The organism is Intrasporangium calvum DSM 43043 (assembly GCF_000184685.1).
GTDB classification, from domain to species: domain Bacteria; phylum Actinomycetota; class Actinomycetes; order Actinomycetales; family Dermatophilaceae; genus Intrasporangium; species Intrasporangium calvum.
This window is the reverse complement of sequence record NC_014830.1, coordinates 3,054,794-3,070,694: the sequence shown is the minus strand read 5'-3', so window position 1 is coordinate 3,070,694 and position 15,901 is coordinate 3,054,794. Positions and strand designations below refer to the sequence as shown.

Annotated in this window: 25 protein-coding genes; all 25 read left to right on the top strand. The window is 68.0% G+C overall.

The genetic code is table 11. The features are described from left to right. Positions 1-3: 3 nt before the first annotated feature. The 25 genes from rplC to INTCA_RS13805 all read left to right on the top strand — a co-directional run bounded on the left by rplC (position 4) and on the right by INTCA_RS13805 (position 15,848). Positions 4-669 (top strand): 50S ribosomal protein L3, encoded by a 666-nt coding sequence (gene rplC, locus INTCA_RS13925; protein WP_013493570.1) that lies wholly within the window; start codon positions 4-6, stop codon positions 667-669. Beyond that, entirely contained in the window at positions 666-1,304 is a 639-nt protein-coding gene (gene rplD / locus INTCA_RS13920) for a 50S ribosomal protein L4 (protein ID WP_013493569.1), read from the top strand. The genes rplC and rplD overlap by 4 nt, the downstream gene beginning before the upstream one ends. Then, the gene (gene rplW, locus INTCA_RS13915) at positions 1,301-1,600 is read left to right on the top strand and encodes a 50S ribosomal protein L23 (RefSeq protein ID WP_013493568.1); all 300 of its coding nucleotides are present in this window, start codon (positions 1,301-1,303) and stop codon (positions 1,598-1,600) included. Before rplD ends, rplW begins: the two co-directional genes overlap by 4 nt. A gap of 30 nt (positions 1,601-1,630) precedes the next feature. Beyond that, positions 1,631-2,467, top strand: a complete 837-nt coding sequence (gene rplB, locus INTCA_RS13910) for a 50S ribosomal protein L2 (RefSeq protein ID WP_013493567.1) — start codon at positions 1,631-1,633, stop codon at positions 2,465-2,467. A 15-nt stretch (positions 2,468-2,482) separates the two neighbouring features. Beyond that, positions 2,483-2,764 carry a 30S ribosomal protein S19 gene (gene rpsS / locus INTCA_RS13905; protein WP_013493566.1) on the top strand — a complete coding sequence of 94 codons (282 nt, stop codon included), beginning with the start codon at positions 2,483-2,485 and terminating at the stop codon, positions 2,762-2,764. Between the two features lie 35 nt (positions 2,765-2,799). Beyond that, positions 2,800-3,165, top strand: coding sequence for a 50S ribosomal protein L22 (rplV, locus tag INTCA_RS13900; RefSeq protein ID WP_013493565.1), 366 nt, complete (start codon positions 2,800-2,802; stop codon positions 3,163-3,165). Beyond that, complete coding sequence (gene rpsC, locus INTCA_RS13895; RefSeq protein WP_013493564.1) at positions 3,165-3,998, top strand: 30S ribosomal protein S3; 834 nt, start codon at positions 3,165-3,167, stop codon at positions 3,996-3,998. Before rplV ends, rpsC begins: the two co-directional genes overlap by 1 nt. A 1-nt stretch (position 3,999) precedes the next feature. Continuing rightward, a complete protein-coding gene (gene rplP / locus INTCA_RS13890) occupies positions 4,000-4,419 on the top strand; it encodes a 50S ribosomal protein L16 (protein ID WP_013493563.1) in 420 nt (139 codons plus the stop codon). Further along, entirely contained in the window at positions 4,419-4,763 is a 345-nt protein-coding gene (gene rpmC, locus INTCA_RS20495) for a 50S ribosomal protein L29 (RefSeq protein ID WP_013493562.1), read from the top strand. The genes rplP and rpmC overlap by 1 nt, the downstream gene beginning before the upstream one ends. Beyond that, positions 4,760-5,041: a 30S ribosomal protein S17 gene (gene rpsQ, locus INTCA_RS13880; protein WP_013493561.1), complete on the top strand. Its 282-nt coding sequence runs from the start codon at positions 4,760-4,762 to the stop codon at positions 5,039-5,041. The genes rpmC and rpsQ overlap by 4 nt, the downstream gene beginning before the upstream one ends. A 246-nt stretch (positions 5,042-5,287) precedes the next feature. Further along, on the top strand, positions 5,288-5,656 hold the full coding sequence (gene rplN, locus INTCA_RS13875; protein ID WP_013493560.1) for a 50S ribosomal protein L14: 369 nt from the start codon (positions 5,288-5,290) through the stop codon (positions 5,654-5,656). 2 nt (positions 5,657-5,658) lie between these two features. Continuing rightward, complete coding sequence (gene rplX / locus INTCA_RS13870; RefSeq protein WP_013493559.1) at positions 5,659-6,030, top strand: 50S ribosomal protein L24; 372 nt, start codon at positions 5,659-5,661, stop codon at positions 6,028-6,030. Between the two features lie 2 nt (positions 6,031-6,032). Then, positions 6,033-6,617 (top strand): 50S ribosomal protein L5, encoded by a 585-nt coding sequence (gene rplE, locus INTCA_RS13865; RefSeq protein ID WP_013493558.1) that lies wholly within the window; start codon positions 6,033-6,035, stop codon positions 6,615-6,617. A gap of 1 nt (position 6,618) precedes the next feature. Beyond that, entirely contained in the window at positions 6,619-6,804 is a 186-nt protein-coding gene (locus INTCA_RS13860; protein ID WP_013493557.1) for a type Z 30S ribosomal protein S14, read from the top strand. A gap of 176 nt (positions 6,805-6,980) precedes the next feature. Further along, complete coding sequence (rpsH, locus tag INTCA_RS13855; protein WP_013493556.1) at positions 6,981-7,379, top strand: 30S ribosomal protein S8; 399 nt, start codon at positions 6,981-6,983, stop codon at positions 7,377-7,379. A gap of 12 nt (positions 7,380-7,391) precedes the next feature. Then, positions 7,392-7,928, top strand: a complete 537-nt coding sequence (gene rplF / locus INTCA_RS13850; RefSeq protein WP_013493555.1) for a 50S ribosomal protein L6 — start codon at positions 7,392-7,394, stop codon at positions 7,926-7,928. 3 nt (positions 7,929-7,931) lie between these two features. Continuing rightward, the gene (gene rplR, locus INTCA_RS13845; protein WP_013493554.1) at positions 7,932-8,306 is read left to right on the top strand and encodes a 50S ribosomal protein L18; all 375 of its coding nucleotides are present in this window, start codon (positions 7,932-7,934) and stop codon (positions 8,304-8,306) included. Between the two features lie 37 nt (positions 8,307-8,343). Next, positions 8,344-9,006 carry a 30S ribosomal protein S5 gene (rpsE, locus tag INTCA_RS13840; protein WP_013493553.1) on the top strand — a complete coding sequence of 221 codons (663 nt, stop codon included), beginning with the start codon at positions 8,344-8,346 and terminating at the stop codon, positions 9,004-9,006. Further along, positions 9,006-9,188, top strand: coding sequence for a 50S ribosomal protein L30 (rpmD, locus tag INTCA_RS13835; protein WP_013493552.1), 183 nt, complete (start codon positions 9,006-9,008; stop codon positions 9,186-9,188). Before rpsE ends, rpmD begins: the two co-directional genes overlap by 1 nt. Positions 9,189-9,190: 2 nt before the next feature. Further along, positions 9,191-9,664 (top strand): 50S ribosomal protein L15, encoded by a 474-nt coding sequence (gene rplO, locus INTCA_RS13830; protein ID WP_013493551.1) that lies wholly within the window; start codon positions 9,191-9,193, stop codon positions 9,662-9,664. Positions 9,665-9,841: 177 nt separating this feature from the next. After that, the gene (gene secY, locus INTCA_RS13825; protein ID WP_013493550.1) at positions 9,842-11,164 is read left to right on the top strand and encodes a preprotein translocase subunit SecY; all 1,323 of its coding nucleotides are present in this window, start codon (positions 9,842-9,844) and stop codon (positions 11,162-11,164) included. A 49-nt stretch (positions 11,165-11,213) separates the two neighbouring features. Further along, positions 11,214-11,792: an adenylate kinase gene (locus tag INTCA_RS13820; protein WP_013493549.1), complete on the top strand. Its 579-nt coding sequence runs from the start codon at positions 11,214-11,216 to the stop codon at positions 11,790-11,792. A gap of 9 nt (positions 11,793-11,801) precedes the next feature. Continuing rightward, on the top strand, positions 11,802-12,644 hold the full coding sequence (gene map / locus INTCA_RS13815; protein ID WP_013493548.1) for a type I methionyl aminopeptidase: 843 nt from the start codon (positions 11,802-11,804) through the stop codon (positions 12,642-12,644). 152 nt (positions 12,645-12,796) lie between these two features. Continuing rightward, complete coding sequence (gdhA, locus tag INTCA_RS13810; protein ID WP_013493547.1) at positions 12,797-14,143, top strand: NADP-specific glutamate dehydrogenase; 1,347 nt, start codon at positions 12,797-12,799, stop codon at positions 14,141-14,143. 190 nt (positions 14,144-14,333) lie between these two features. Then, on the top strand, positions 14,334-15,848 hold the full coding sequence (locus tag INTCA_RS13805) for a DHA2 family efflux MFS transporter permease subunit (protein ID WP_052338017.1): 1,515 nt from the start codon (positions 14,334-14,336) through the stop codon (positions 15,846-15,848). Positions 15,849-15,901: the final 53 nt, after the last annotated feature.

Genomic DNA, 15,901 nt, shown 5'->3' with positions numbered 1-15,901 from the left:
ACGATGACTGTTGCAGCCACCACCTCCAACCGGACCCTCAAGGGCCTGCTCGGCAAGAAGCTCGGCATGACCCAGGTCTGGGACGCCGACAACCGACTCGTTCCCGTGACCGTGGTCGAGGCCGGCCCCTGCGTCGTGACGCAGGTCCGCAACGGTGCGACCGACGGCTACGACGCCGTCCAGATCGCCTTCGGCGCCATCGACCCGCGCAAGGTCAACCAGCCGATGTCCGGCCACTTCGAGAAGGCCGGCGTGACGCCGCGCCGCCACCTCGTCGAGCTCCGCACCGCGGACGCCGCCGACTACGAGCTCGGCCAGGAGATCTCGGCCGACGTCTTCGAGGCCGGCCAGCGCGTCGACGCGACGGGCACGACCAAGGGCAAGGGCTTCGCGGGTGTCATGAAGCGCCACGGCTTCGCCGGCGTCTCCTCCTCGCACGGCTCCCACCGCAACCACCGCAAGCCGGGCTCCATCGGCGGCTGCGCCACGCCGGGCCGGGTCTTCCGGGGCATGCGCATGGCTGGTCGCATGGGTGGCGTCCGCCAGACGACCCAGAACCTCCAGATCCACGCCGTTGACGCGGAGAAGGGCCTGCTGCTCATCAAGGGTGCCGTTCCCGGCCCCCGCGGTGGCATCGTCCTGATCCGCACGGCTGCGAAGGGTGCATGATCGACATGGCAACCAAGACGCCGAATCTTCCCGCTGACATCTTCGATGTCCAGACCAACATCCCGCTGATCCACCAGGTCGTGGTGGCCCAGCTCGCGGCCGCCCGCCAGGGCACGCACTCGACGAAGACCCGTGGCGAGGTGCGCGGCGGTGGCCGCAAGCCGTACCGCCAGAAGGGCACCGGCCGCGCCCGCCAGGGCTCGACCCGCGCACCGCAGTTCGCCGGCGGTGGGGTCGTCCACGGCCCGCAGCCGCGTGACTACTCGCAGCGGACCCCCAAGAAGATGAAGGTCGCCGCCCTGCGCGGGGCCCTGTCGGACCGGGCTCGCTTCGACCGCATCCACGTGGTCGACTCCATCGTCGGTGGTGACGCTCCGTCGGCGAAGGCCGCGCTCGCGCTCCTCGCCGGACTGACCGACCGGCCCAACCTGCTCGTCGTGATCGAGCGCGGCGACGAGGTCGCCTTCAAGTCGGTCCGCAACCTGCCGAACGTCCACGTCCTCGTGGCCGACCAGCTGAACACGTACGACGTCCTGTGCGCTGACGACATCGTCTTCACGCAGGCCGCGCTCGACGCGTTCGTCGCCGGTCCGGTCAAGGCGGACAAGGCTGCTGTCCAGGAGGACTCGAAGTGAGCATCCACGCCAAGGACCCGCGCGACATCCTCATCGCACCGGTCGTCTCCGAGAAGTCGTACGGCCTCCTCGACGAGGGCAAGTACACCTTCATCGTCGACCCGCGCGCGAACAAGACCGAGATCAAGATCGCCATCGAGCAGATCTTCAACGTCAAGGTCGACAAGGTGCACACCCTGAACCGTCAGGGCAAGGCTCGTCGCACCCGCTTCGGCATCGGCAAGCGCAAGGACACCAAGCGTGCGATCGTCTCCCTCCGCGAGGGTTCGATCGACATCTTCGGTGCGGGCGCCTGAGAACGACGAAGATCCTAAGGACTAACGAACATGGGTATCCGTAAGTACAAGCCGACCACACCGGGCCGTCGCGGCTCGTCGGTCGCCGACTTCGTCGAGATCACGCGCTCCACGCCGGAGAAGTCCCTCGTCCGCCCCCTGACGAAGACGGGCGGCCGCAACAACGCGGGCCGGATCACGACGCGCCACATCGGTGGGGGCCACAAGCGCGCCTACCGGGTCATCGACTTCCGTCGCCACGACAAGGACGGCGTGCCGGCCAAGGTCGCTCACATCGAGTACGACCCCAACCGCACCGCGCGCATCGCGCTCGTCCAGTACTCCGACGGCGAGAAGCGCTACATCCTCGCGCCGAACAAGCTCAAGCAGGGCGACCCGATCGAGAACGGCCCAGCGGCCGACATCAAACCGGGCAACTCGCTTCCGCTGCGCAACATCCCGGTCGGCACGGTCGTCCACGCGATCGAGCTCAAGCCGGGTGGCGGTGCGAAGATCGCCCGCTCCGCGGGTGCGCGTGTCCAGCTCGTCGCCAAGGACGGCCCCTACGCCCAGCTGCGCATGCCGTCCGGTGAGATCCGCAACGTCGACGCCCGCTGCCGTGCCACGGTCGGCGAGGTCGGCAACGCCGAGCAGAGCAACATCAACTGGGGCAAGGCCGGCCGCATGCGCTGGAAGGGCAAGCGCCCGACCGTCCGCGGTGTCGCGATGAACCCGGTTGACCACCCGCACGGTGGTGGCGAGGGCAAGACGTCCGGTGGACGTCACCCGGTCAGCCCGTGGGGCCAGGCCGAGGGCCGCACCCGCAAGGGACACAAGGAAAGCGACAAGCTCATCGTGCGTCGCCGTCGGACTGGCAAGAAGCGCTGATAGGAGCCTCTGGACATGCCTCGTAGCCTCAAGAAGGGTCCCTTCATCGACGACCACCTTCAGAAGAAGGTGGACGCCCAGAACGAAGCGGGCACCAAGAACGTCATCAAGACCTGGTCGCGTCGTTCGGTCATCAGCCCCGACATGCTCGGTCACACCTTCGCCGTCCACGACGGCCGCAAGCACGTCCCGGTGTTCATCACCGAGTCGATGGTCGGCCACAAGCTCGGCGAGTTCGCTCCGACGCGGACCTTCAAGGGTCACGTGAAGGACGACAAGAAGGGTCGTCGTCGCTGATGGCCACCGCAACGGGAACAACCAAGGAATCTGTCATGGAAGCCAAGGCTTCGGCGCGGCACGTCCGGGTCAGCCCGCAGAAGGCGCGCCGTGTCGTGGACCTCATCCGCGGCAAGGCCGTCACGGAGGCCGTCACCACGCTGACCTTCGCGCCGCAGGCTGCCTCTGAGCCGGTGAAGAAGGTGCTCGAGAGCGCCATCGCCAACGCCCGGTTCAGGGCCGACCGCGAGTCGCTCGCGTTCGACGAGCGCGAGCTCGTCGTCACCTCCGCGTTCGTCGACGAGGGCCCGACCATGAAGCGGTTCCGCCCGCGGGCCCAGGGCCGCGCCGGCCGCATCAACAAGCGCACGAGCCACATCACCGTGATCGTGTCCCAGCTCGAGAAGAAGGGAGCCCGCTGATGGGTCAGAAGGTCAACCCCCATGGCTTCCGTCTGGGCATCACCACGGACCACCGGAGCCACTGGTTCGCTGACTCGACGAAGGTCGGCCAGCGTTACCGCGACTACGTGAAGGAAGACGTCGCGATCCGTCGCCTCATGGAGAAGGGAATGGAGCGCGCCGGCATCGCCAAGGTCGAGATCGAGCGCACCCGTGACCGGGTCCGGGTCGACATCCACACGGCGCGTCCGGGCATCGTCATCGGTCGCCGCGGCGCCGAGGCCGACCGCATCCGCGGCGAGCTCGAGAAGCTCACGGGCAAGCAGGTCCAGCTCAACATCCTCGAGGTCAAGAACCCCGAGATCGACTCCCAGCTGGTCGCCCAGGGCATCGCCGAGCAGCTCTCGGCCCGAGTTTCCTTCCGTCGTGCGATGCGCAAGGGCATGCAGTCCGCGCAGCGCGCCGGGGCCAAGGGCATCCGCGTCCAGGTCTCCGGTCGCCTCAACGGCGCCGAGATGAGCCGGACCGAGTTCTACCGCGAGGGACGCGTCCCGCTGCACACGCTGCGCGCGCAGATCGACTACGGCTTCTACGAGGCTCGTACGACGTTCGGCCGGATCGGCGTCAAGGTGTGGATCTACAAGGGTGACATGACGGCCAAGGAGCTCGCGGCCCAGCAGGCCGCCGCCCCGCGACCGTCGCGTGGCCCGCGCCGGGACGGCGACAACCGCCCCAGCCGCGCCCGTCGCGGTGACCGCAACGAGGGTGGCGCTCCGCGCGAGACGGCCGCCCCCGAGTCCACGGTGACCGCCGAGGCTGCAGCCCCGGCCGTGACCGAGAATGAGCAGGCCTGACATGTTGATTCCCCGTCGAGTCAAGCACCGCAAGCAGCACCACCCCAACCGCCACGGTGCGGCCAAGGGTGGCACGACGATCGCCTTCGGCGACTACGGCATCCAGGCCCTCGAGCCCGCCTACGTCACGAACCGTCAGATCGAGTCCGCTCGTATCGCGATGACCCGTTACATCAAGCGTGGCGGAAAGGTGTGGATCAACATCTACCCCGACCGTCCGCTGACCAAGAAGCCCGCCGAGACCCGGATGGGTTCCGGTAAGGGCTCACCGGAGTGGTGGATCGCCAACGTCAAGCCGGGCCGCGTCATGTTCGAGCTCTCGGGCGTGACCGAGCCGGTGGCGCGTGAGGCGATGCGTCTCGCGATGCACAAGCTCCCCATGAAGTGCCGCTTCGTTCAGCGTGAAGGTGGTGACATCTGATGGCAGTTGGTACCAAGGACCTGGCGTCCGAGCAGCTGCGTGGTCTCGACGACGGCCGTCTCGCGGACGAGCTGAAGAAGGCCAAGGAGGAGCTCTTCAACCTCCGGTTCCAGTCCGCCACCGGGCAGCTGGACAACCACGGCCGCCTCCGTGCCGTCAAGAAGGACATCGCGCGGATCTACACCGAGATGCGTGAGCGCGAGCTCGGCATCGGCTCGCCGCCCGCTGCGCCCAAGGCCGTCCCGGCCGAGGCGTCGGACAAGAAGGCCGAGAAGGCCGCGAAGAAGGCCGAGAAGAAGTCGGCCAAGACGGCTGTGGCGGCTGACGAGGAGGCCCAGGCATGAGTGAGCAGACCCCCGAGAAGACCACCGAGCGCAACTACCGCAAGGCCCGCCAGGGTTACGTGGTGAGCGACAAGATGGACAAGACCGTCGTCGTCGAGGTCGAGGACCGCGTCAAGCACGCCCTCTACGCGAAGGTCATCCGTCGGACGAGCAAGGTCAAGGCGCACGACGAGAAGAACGAGGCAGGTGTCGGCGACCGCGTCCTGATCATGGAGACGCGTCCGCTCTCAGCGACCAAGCGCTGGCGCGTCGTCGAGATCCTCGAGAAGGCCAAGTAGCCCACGGGGGGTTCGGCCCTGGCGGGCCTGCCCCCCCGTGCACCCCCCGAAAACCCGCGTGGCAGGGGCCGCGCGGAAAGTCGGGCAGCCAGGTGGGTGGCCTCGCGCAGATTCTTGCGTATGCCGCTGGGCTTGGTCCCACACAGAACGTTTTCCATTTGGTTCGGCAAGGCTTCCGGCGAAAGAAATGGCGCTGAGCGCCAGTTCTTTCGCCGGGAGAACCAGCACGACGACAGGAGTTAGACAGTGATTCAGCAGGAGTCGCGACTGCGCGTCGCCGACAACACCGGTGCCAAGGAACTCCTTTGCATCCGTGTTCTCGGTGGGTCGGGCCGTCGATACGCCGGCATCGGCGACACCATCGTCGCCACCGTCAAGGACGCCATCCCGGGTGGCAACGTCAAGAAGGGCGACGTCGTCAAGGCGGTCATCGTCCGCACGGTCAAGGAGCGTCGTCGCTCTGACGGTTCCTACATCAAGTTCGACGAGAACGCCGCGGTGATTCTCAAGGCGGACGGCGACCCGCGCGGAACCCGAATCTTCGGCCCCGTCGGCCGCGAGCTGCGCGAGAAGAAGTTCATGAAGATCATCTCGCTCGCGCCGGAGGTGCTGTGAACATGGCGAAGCAGAAGATGAAGATCAAGAAGGGTGACCTGGTCCAGGTCATCTCCGGGCGCAGCCAGAAGAACGGCGGCGACCGGGGAAAGCAGGGCAAGGTCATCGCGGTCTACCCCGAGACCCAGCGCGTGCTGGTCGAGGGCGTCAACCGCGTCACCAAGCACATCAAGGCCGGTGCGACGGCTCGTGGCACCCGGACCGGTGGCCTGACCCACACCGAGGCCGCGATCCACGTGAGCAACGTGGCCGTCGTCGACCCCGAGTCGAAGAAGCCGACCCGCGTCCGGACGCGGGTCGAGACCGTCGAGCGGAACGGCCGCCAGAAGGCGACCCGCGTCCGGGTCGCCGTCAAGTCGGACAAGGACCTCTGATCATGAGTGAGACCGAGACCACCGCCACCGCCGCGGTGCTGACCAAGCCGCGCCTCAAGCAGCGCTACGAGGACGAGATCAAGTCCGCGCTGTTCGAGCAGTTCGGTTACGACAACGTCATGCAGGTGCCCGGCGTCGTCAAGGTCGTCGTCAACATGGGTGTCGGTGACGCAGCCAAGGACAGCAAGCTCATCGAGGGTGCGGTCCGCGACCTGACGAACATCACCGGCCAGAAGCCGGTCGTGACCAAGGCCCGCAAGTCGATCGCCCAGTTCAAGCTCCGTGAGGGCATGCCCATCGGTGCGCACACCACGCTGCGTGGGGACCGCATGTGGGAGTTCCTCGACCGTCTCGTGACGATCGCCCTCCCGCGCATCCGCGACTTCCGTGGGCTCTCGCCCAAGCAGTTCGACGGCCGCGGCAACTACACGTTCGGTCTGACCGAGCAGTCGATGTTCCACGAGATCGACCAGGACAAGATCGACCGCGTGCGGGGCATGGACATCACCGTGGTCACCACGGCGACCAACGATGACGAGGGTCGCGCGCTGCTCAAGGCGCTCGGCTTCCCCTTCAAGGAGAACTGACATGGCCAAGACCGCGCTGATCAACAAGGCGAACCGGAAGCCGAAGTTCAAGGTCCGCGCGTACACCCGCTGCCAGAAGTGCGGTCGTCCGCACTCGGTGTACCGCAAGTTCGGCCTCTGCCGCATCTGCCTTCGCGAGATGGCTCACGCGGGCGAGCTGCCGGGCGTGACCAAGAGCTCCTGGTAAACGCTCGGGGGCTCACGGCCCTGGCGGGCCTGCGCCCCCGAGTTCCCCCGAAAAGCCCGCGTGGTGAGAACACAGAACACCGGGACGCAACCACCTAACAAACCTCTGACACCGTAGGTCGACCACCGGCACCATGCCCAGGTCGAAACCCCGGTGAGGAAGGGCGGAGAGCCCACATGACCATGACTGACCCGATTGCGGACATGCTGACCCGTGTGCGGAACGCCAACTCGGCGCACCACGACACGGTCTCCATGCCGTACTCGAAGCTGAAGAAGAACATCGCCGAGATTCTCGAGGCCGAGGGCTACATCGCCGGCTGGAAGATCGAGGAGGCGGAGGTCGGCCAGACGCTGACCGTCGACCTCAAGTACGGCCCCAACCGCGAGCGCTCCATCGCCGGGGTGCGGCGCGTGAGCAAGCCGGGTCTGCGCGTCTACGCCAAGTCGACGAACCTCCCCAAGGTTCTCGGCGGCCTCGGCGTCGCGATCCTTTCGACGTCGAGCGGTCTGCTGACCGACAGGCAGGCACACGAGAAGGGCGTGGGTGGGGAAGTCCTCGCCTACGTCTGGTAAGGAGGCACTGACATGTCGCGAATCGGACGACTCCCTGTCACCGTGCCCTCAGGTGTCGACGTGACCCTCAGCGGTCAGGACGTCACGGTCAAGGGCCCGAAGGGTGAGCTGTCGCTCACCGTCCCCGCACCCATCACCGTCGAGCAGACGGACGGAGCCATCGAGGTCAAGCGCCCGAACGACGAGCGCGAGGCGCGCTCGCTGCACGGCCTGACCCGCTCGCTCCTCAACAACATGGTTCTCGGTGTCACCGAGGGCTATGAGAAGAAGCTGGAGATCCACGGCACGGGTTACCGTGTCGCCGCGAAGGGCTCGGACCTCGAGTTCTCGCTCGGATACTCGCACCCCATCCTCGTCAAGGCCGAGGACGGGATCAGCTTCGCGGTCGAGAACCCGACGCGCTTCTCGGTGCAGGGCATCGACAAGCAGCGTGTCGGCGAGGTCGCCGCGAACATCCGCAAGCTGCGCAAGCCCGACCCCTACAAGGGCAAGGGCGTTCGCTACGCGGGCGAGCAGATCCGTCGCAAGGTCGGAAAGGCCGGTAAGTAAGCCATGGCAATGATCATCAAGCGCGGCAAGTCCAAGGCTGCCGCCCGCATCCGGCGCCAGGTTCGCGGTCGCAAGAAGATCGCCGGCACCTCGGCCCGTCCCCGTCTCGTGGTGTCACGCTCGAGCCGGCACATGTTCGTCCAGGTCGTCGACGACACCGTCGGGAAGACCGTCGCGTCTGCGTCGACGATGGAGGCGGACCTGCGCACGTTCGAGGGCGACAAGACCGCCAAGGCCAAGAAGGTCGGCGAGCTCGTCGCGGCCCGCGCCAAGAGCGCCGGGGTCGAGGCCGTCGTCTTCGACCGCGGGGGCAACAAGTACCACGGTCGCGTCGCGGCGATCGCCGAGGGCGCTCGTGAAGGCGGGCTGTCCCTGTGACCACGCACCATGCAATCGTTGAGATGAGGAACATCTGATGCCCGGACAGCAGCGTCGAGGCACCGGTCCCGCCGGTGGCGGCGAGCGCACCGAGCGCGGCGATCGTCAGGACCGCCGCGGCGGCCGTGACAACCGTGACGGCGGTCGGGACGCCGAGAAGAGCCAGTACGTCGAGCGCGTCGTGACGATCAACCGCGTCGCCAAGGTCGTCAAGGGTGGCCGTCGCTTCAGCTTCACGGCCCTCGTGGTCGTCGGTGACGGTGACGGCACCGTGGGCGTCGGCTACGGCAAGGCCAAGGAAGTCCCCGCGGCCATCGCCAAGGGCGTCGAGGAGGCCAAGAAGAACTTCTTCAAGGTCCCCCGCATCCAGGGCACCATCCCCCACCCCGTCCAGGGTGAGGCGGCCGCTGGGGTCGTCATGCTCCGTCCCGCAGCCCCCGGTACCGGTGTCATCGCCGGCGGTCCGGTGCGTGCGGTGCTGGAGTGTGCCGGCATCCACGACGTCCTCTCCAAGTCGCTGGGCTCCGACAACGCCATCAACATCGTGCACGCGACGGCGCAGGCCCTGCGTGACCTCGAGCGCCCCGAGTCCGTCGCGGCGCGTCGCGGCAAGACCCTCGAGCAGGTGGCCCCGGCCGCCATGCTGCGGGCCCGCGCGGCCGGCCTCGCCGAGAAGGCCGCCGAGAAGGCTGGTGCGTGATGGCGCGGCTCAAGGTGACCCAGATCCGTTCCGAGATCGGCGGCAAGCAGAACCAGCGTGACACGCTGCGCAGCCTCGGTCTGAAGCGCATTGGCGACATCGTCGTCAAGGAGGACCGTCCCGAGATCCGCGGGATGGTCAAGACGGTGACCCACCTGGTCACCGTCGAGGAGGTTGACTGACCATGGCTACCAAGAAGCAGGGCGAGTCCGCCCTCAAGGTGCACCACCTGCGTCCGGCTCCCGGGGCCAAGACCGCCAAGACCCGCGTGGGTCGTGGTGAGGGCTCCAAGGGCAAGACCGCCGGACGTGGCACCAAGGGCACGAAGGCCCGCTACCAGGTCCCGGAGCGTTTCGAGGGCGGCTCGATGCCGCTCCACATGCGCCTGCCCAAGCTCCGCGGCTTCAAGAACCCGTTCCGCACCGAGTACCAGGTCGTGAACCTGGACCGCCTGCAGGTCCTCTTCCCGGAGGGCGGGCAGGTGTCGGTCGCCGACCTCGTGGCCAAGGGTGCCGTCCGTGACGGCCACCCGGTCAAGGTGCTCGGCACGGGCGAGATCTCAGTCAAGGTCGATGTCGAGGTGCACAAGGTCTCGGCGTCCGCCAAGGAGAAGATCGAGGCCGCCGGCGGCTCGGTCAAGGCCCTGGCCGACAACTGAGTGGTCCCCGTGACCATCCTGCACATCGTGTGACCCAGCGCCCCGGGCGCCTGATCCGCGGTCGATGAGATGTCGACCATCGGGGACGGTGCCCGGGGCGCTGGGCCTTTGCGTTAACCTTCCACGGATTGCTCGACTTCAGCCGACCCCACCGGGTCGGGCCCTCAGGAGGACCCTGTGCTCGCCGCCTTCGTTCGCGCGTTCCGTACCCCGGACCTGCGCAACAAGTTGCTCTTCACCCTGAGCATCATCGTGCTGTTCCGCCTCGGCTCGCACCTGCCCACCCCAGGGGTCAGCTACCCGCTGGTGCAGAACTGCCTCGCGTCGCGGGACGCCTCGGGTGACGCGGCGTCCGGGTTCCTCAACCTCGCGAACCTCTTCAGCGGTGGCGCGCTCCTGCAGCTGTCCGTCTTCGCGCTCGGGATCATGCCCTACATCACGGCGAGCATCATCGTGCAGCTGCTCACCGTCGTCATCCCTCGCTTCGAGGAGCTGAAGAAGGAGGGGCAGGCCGGCACGACGAAGATGACGCAGTACACGCGTTACCTCACGATCGGCCTGGCCGTCCTGCAGTCCTCGACGCTGGTGACCTTCGCGCGCAACCCCTCGACCCTGTTCGGCCCGGCCTGCGACAACATCCTCGTCGACTCGTCGTTCGTCACCATCCTCATCATGGTGCTCACCATGACGGCCGGCACCGGCCTGATCATGTGGCTCGGCGAGCTGATCACCGACCGTGGCGTCGGCAACGGCATGTCGCTGCTGATCTTCCTCTCGATCGCGTCATCGTTCCCCCGCGCGCTCTGGGCCATCAAGGACAACCAGGGCTGGGGCACCTTCCTCGGCGTCATCCTGCTCGGTCTCTTCGTCATCGCCGCCGTGGTCTTCGTCGAGCAGTCGCAGCGGCGCATCCCGGTCCAGTACGCCAAGCGGATGGTCGGCCGCCGGATGTACGGCGGGACCTCCACGTACATCCCGCTCAAGGTCAACATGGCCAACGTCATCCCGGTGATCTTCGCGGCGTCGCTGATGGCGCTCCCCGGCATGATCGCGCAGTTCAACACCGACCCGACGCAGACGCCGCCGCTCTGGGTCCAGTGGGTGCAGACGAACCTCACCAAGGGCGACCACCCGGTCTACATGATCATCTACACGGCGCTCATCATCTTCTTCACGTTCTTCTACGTGTCGATCACGTTCAACCCGACCGAGGTCGCCGACAACATGAAGAAGTACGGGGGCTTCATCCCAGGAATCCGTGCCGGGCGACCCACGGCGGAGTACCTGAACTACGTCATCACCCGAATCACCGTGCCGGGTGCCCTGTACCTAGCGATCGTCTCGCTGATCCCGCTCATCGCCATCGCGGCGATCGGCGCGGACCAGAACTTCCCCTTCGGTGGTACCTCGATCCTGATCATCGTCGGTGTCGGTCTGGAGACGGTCAAGCAGATCGAGGCGCAGCTGCAGCAGCGCCATTACGAAGGGTTCCTCCGTTGATGTCAACCCGCTCCACCTGCCCGACCGCCACCCCCGAGGGGACGCCCTCATGCGCATGATCATCCTCGGCCCGCCCGGAGCCGGTAAGGGCACCCAGGCCGCGCACATCGCCGAGCGCCTGCAGATCCCGGCCATCTCGACCGGGGACATCTTCCGGACGAACATCAAGGAGCAGACCGAGCTCGGCCGCAAGGTCGAGGCGATCCTCGCCTCCGGCGGCTACGTCCCGGACGAGGTCACGAACGAGATCGTCGAGGACCGGCTCTCCTGGCCCGACGCGACCGAGGGGTTCCTGCTCGACGGCTACCCCCGCACCGCCGGTCAGGTCGAGGCCCTCGAGGGGATGCTGTCCCGCCGCGGTCACGCCCTCGACGCCGTGCTCGAGCTCACCGTCGATGAGGATGCGGTCGTCGAGCGGCTGCTCAAGCGCGCCGAGATCGAGGGTCGCGCCGACGACAGCGAGGAAGTCATCCGGGAGCGTCAGGCGATCTACCGTCGTGAGACCGCCCCGCTGGCCGAGCACTATGCCGACGCCGGGCTCCTCGTCCAGGTCGACGGCATGGGCGAGGTGGACGAGGTCACCGACCGGATCATCCGCGCCCTGCCCACGCCGGCAGCCGAGGACTGAGCGCGCCCCGTGTTCGGTCGTCGCAAGCTCCAGGGTCGGACCGACGAGCAGCTGCTCCTCATGCGTGAGGCGGGGCTGCTCGTCGGCCGTACCCTCGAGATGCTCCGGGAGCGCATCGTCCCCGGCGTCACCACGCTCGAGCTCGACCGGCTGGCTGAGGAGTTCATCCGCGGTCACGGCGGGATCCCGAACTTCCAGCTCGTGCCGGGCTACTCGCACACCTTGTGCACGAGCGTCAACGATGAGGTCGTCCACGGGATCCCGGGCGGCAGGGTCCTCGAGGCCGGTGACGTGGTCTCGGTCGACTGCGGTGCCGAGGTGAGGGGCTGGAACGGTGACGCCGCGGTCTCCGTCGTCGTCGGCGGACCCGAGGCTGCCCGTCCCGCGGACCTGGCTCTCATCGCCGCCACCGAGGCGAGCCTCTACGCCGGCATCGCGGCGATGCGCGTCGGCGGACGGCTCTACGCGGTGGGCGACGCTGTCGAGGCGAGCATCGAGGCGTCAGCGGAGCGCGACGGCCACACCTACGGGATCGTCGATGAGTACGTCGGCCACGGCATCGGGACCGAGATGCACATGGACCCGCAGATCCCCAACTATGCCGTGGGGGAGAGCGGGCCGAAGCTGCCGGCAGGGTTCACCGGCGCGATCGAACCGATGGTGACCCTCGGTGGGTCGTCGACCCGCGTCCTCGGCGACGACTGGACCGTGGTCACGGCCGACGGCACCCGGGCCGCGCACTGGGAGCACTCGGTCGCGGTGCGTCCCGAGGGCCTGTGGGTCCTCACGGCCATCGACGGAGGCCAGGCTGCGCTGGAAGCGAACGGAGCGGCATACGCCCCCTTGGGCTGACCCGGCACCCCACCGCGCGGGCCCGGTCGCCTCGGCCCTCCCCCCTATCTCACATGGTGAGATAGGGGGTTCGCGATTCGGACGCTTCTGCGGGGCGAGTCCAGTGGCGGGAGGATGCCGGCAGGACCCGCTACAGCCCACAGGAGACCGCGATGACCACCCTTGACCCGCACCTGCAGGACATCTACGACGTCGTCCTGCGGCGCAATCCGGGCGAGGGCGAGTTCCACCAGGCCGTCCTCGAGGTCTTCGAGTCGTTGGCGCCGGTCGTTCGCAAGCACCCCGAGTTCGCGGAGTCCAAGGTCCTCGAGCGGGTGTGCGAGCCGGAACGGCAGGTCATCTTCCGCGTGCCGTGGGTCAACGACGCGGGGGACATCGAGATCAACCGCGGGTTCCGGGTCGAGTTCAGCTCGGTCCTCGGGCCCTACAAGGGCGGCCTGCGTTTCCACCCGAGCGTCAACCTCGGCATCATCAAGTTCCTCGGCTTCGAGCAGATCTTCAAGAACGCCCTGACCGGCATGCCGATCGGCGGCGGCAAGGGCGGGAGCGACTTCGACCCGAAGGGGCGCAGCGACCGTGAGGTGATGGCCTTCTGCCAGTCCTTCATGACGGAGCTCTACCGCCACATCGGCGAGTACACCGACGTGCCCGCGGGTGACATCGGCGTGGGTGGGCGGGAGATCGGCTACCTCTTCGGACAGTACAAGCGGATCACCAACCGCTACGAGTCCGGGGTACTGACCGGCAAGGGCCTGGGGTGGGGTGGCTCCCTCGTCCGCAAGGAGGCCACCGGGTACGGCACCGTCTTCTTCGCGGACGAGATGCTGAAGTCCCGAGGCGAGTCGTTCGACGGCAAGCGCGTCGTCGTCTCCGGCTCAGGGAACGTCGCGATCTACGCCGTCGAGAAGGCGGAGCAGCTCGGTGCCCGCGTCATCGCCTGCTCGGACTCCGGTGGCTACATCGTCGACGAGGACGGGATCGACCTGGAGCTGCTCAAGGACCTCAAGGAGACCCAGCGCGCGCGCATCAGCAGCTACGTCGACGCGCGCCCCTCCGCGACGTACGTGGCGGCGGGCAGCATCTGGGACGTCGAGTGCGACATCGCGCTGCCCTGCGCGACCCAGAACGAGCTCGACGAGGACGCCGCGATCACGCTGGTCAAGCACGGCGTCCAGGTGGTTGCCGAGGGAGCGAACATGCCGAGCACACCGGCCGCGACCCGCGTCTTCAGCGACGCCGCCGTGCTCTTCGCGCCGGGAAAGGCGGCCAACGCCGGTGGCGTGGCCACCTCCGCCCTCGAGATGCAGCAGAACGCGTCCCGGGACTCGTGGACCCACGAGTACACGGAGGAGCGCCTGGCCGGGATCATGCGCGGCATCCACGAGCGCTGCGCCGCGGCCGCGGACGAGTACGGCGCACCGGGGAACTACGTCATCGGGGCCAACACGTCGTCGTTCGTCCAGCTCGCCGATGCCGTCCTCGCGCTCGGCGTGATCTGACCGGCGTGATCTGACCGGCGTGATCTGACCGGCGTGATCTGACCGGCGTGACCTGACCGGCGTGCGCCGAGTCACCTCACTTCGCCCTGGCACTCAGAGGACTCTCAGGATTCCCACAGGTTCCCGAGAGAGTGTGGGCTCCTTGTGCGTCCGGGGCGGTCCCGGGCCGCTGGGGGAGTGGGGCGAGGGCATGACGAGCGAAGGACGCACGACCCGCGTGAGCGAGGGGAGCCGCACCGCTGCGCCGACGGAGGAGCCGCCGCGCAGCCCGTGGCCAGCCCTGTGGGCCATGGTGCTGGGCTTCTTCATGATCCTCGTCGACTCGACGATCGTTTCGGTCGCGACGCCGGCGATCATGGTCGCGTTCGACGCGAACGTGAACGGGGTCGTGTGGGTCACGAGCGCCTACCTGCTCGCCTACGCCGTGCCCCTGCTCATCACCGGACGGCTCGGCGACCGTTATGGGCCCAAGCGGCTCTACCTGATCGGCCTGACCGTGTTCACCCTGGCCTCGTTGTGGTGCGGGCTGACCGACACGATCGGTGCCCTTGTGGTCGCCCGTGTCGTCCAGGGGATCGGTGCCTCGATGCTGACGCCGCAGACGATGGCCGTCATCACCCGCACCTTCCCGGCGGCCTCGCGCGGTCAGGCGATGGCCCTCTGGGGAGCGACCGCGGGGGTGGCGATGCTCGTCGGGCCGATTCTCGGCGGCCTGCTCACCGACGGCCCCGGCTGGGAGTGGATCTTCTTCGTCAACGTTCCCGTCGGCATCGTCGGGCTCGTCCTCGCCATCCGGCTCGTGCCGCGACTCGAGACCCACACCCACAGCTTCGACTGGCTCGGCGTGGTGCTGTCCGCCGTGGGGATGTTCCTCATCGTCTTCGCCATCCAGGAGGGCGAGACCTACGACTGGGGCACCATCACCGGGCCCGTCTCCATCCCGGCGCTCATCATCCTCGGCCTCATCGTCATCGGGGTCTTCCTCTGGTGGCAGCGCCGCAACTCACGCGAGCCGCTCCTTCCGCTCGGCCTCTTCCGGGACCGCAACTTCTCGCTCGCCAACGCGGGCATCTCCGCCGTCGGCTGCTCCATCACGGCGATGGCCTTCCCGCTGATGCTCTACGCCCAAGGAGTGCGGGGCCTGTCGCCGACGGGGGCCGCGCTGCTGCTCGCCCCGATGGCGGTCATCTCGGGAGGTCTCGCCCCGGTCGCCGGTCGCCTGACCGACCGGCTCCACCCGCGGAGTCTGGCGAGCTTCGGCGTCGTGACGACAGCGGGGGCGATCTTCTGGCTGGCCTCCGTGATGCGGCCCGACACCGAGACGTGGCAGCTGCTGCTCCCCATGTCGCTGATGGGGGTGGGCAGCCCGTTCCTCTGGGCGCCGCTGTCGGCGACGGCCACCCGCAACCTGCCGATGTCGGCGGCCGGCGCCGGGTCCGGCGTCTACAACACGACCCGTCAGGTCGGCGCCGTGCTCGGCAGCGCGGCCATCGCCGTGCTCATGCAGGCGCGGCTCGCGACGAACCTCCCCGGCATTCCCACCGACGGCGCCGCCATCCGCCAGGGCGGCGGCACGATGCCCCCGGCGATCGCCGACGGGTTCGCGGCCGCGATGGCCGAGTCGATGGTCCTGCCCGCCGCGGTGCTGCTGGCCGGAGTCGTCGCCGTCCTCTTCTTCGAGCGCCCGCGCCACCAGACCGCCTGAGGGCCGGCCCACCCCGAAGGTTCCGTATGCCGCTGAGCCGGCTCAGCGGCATA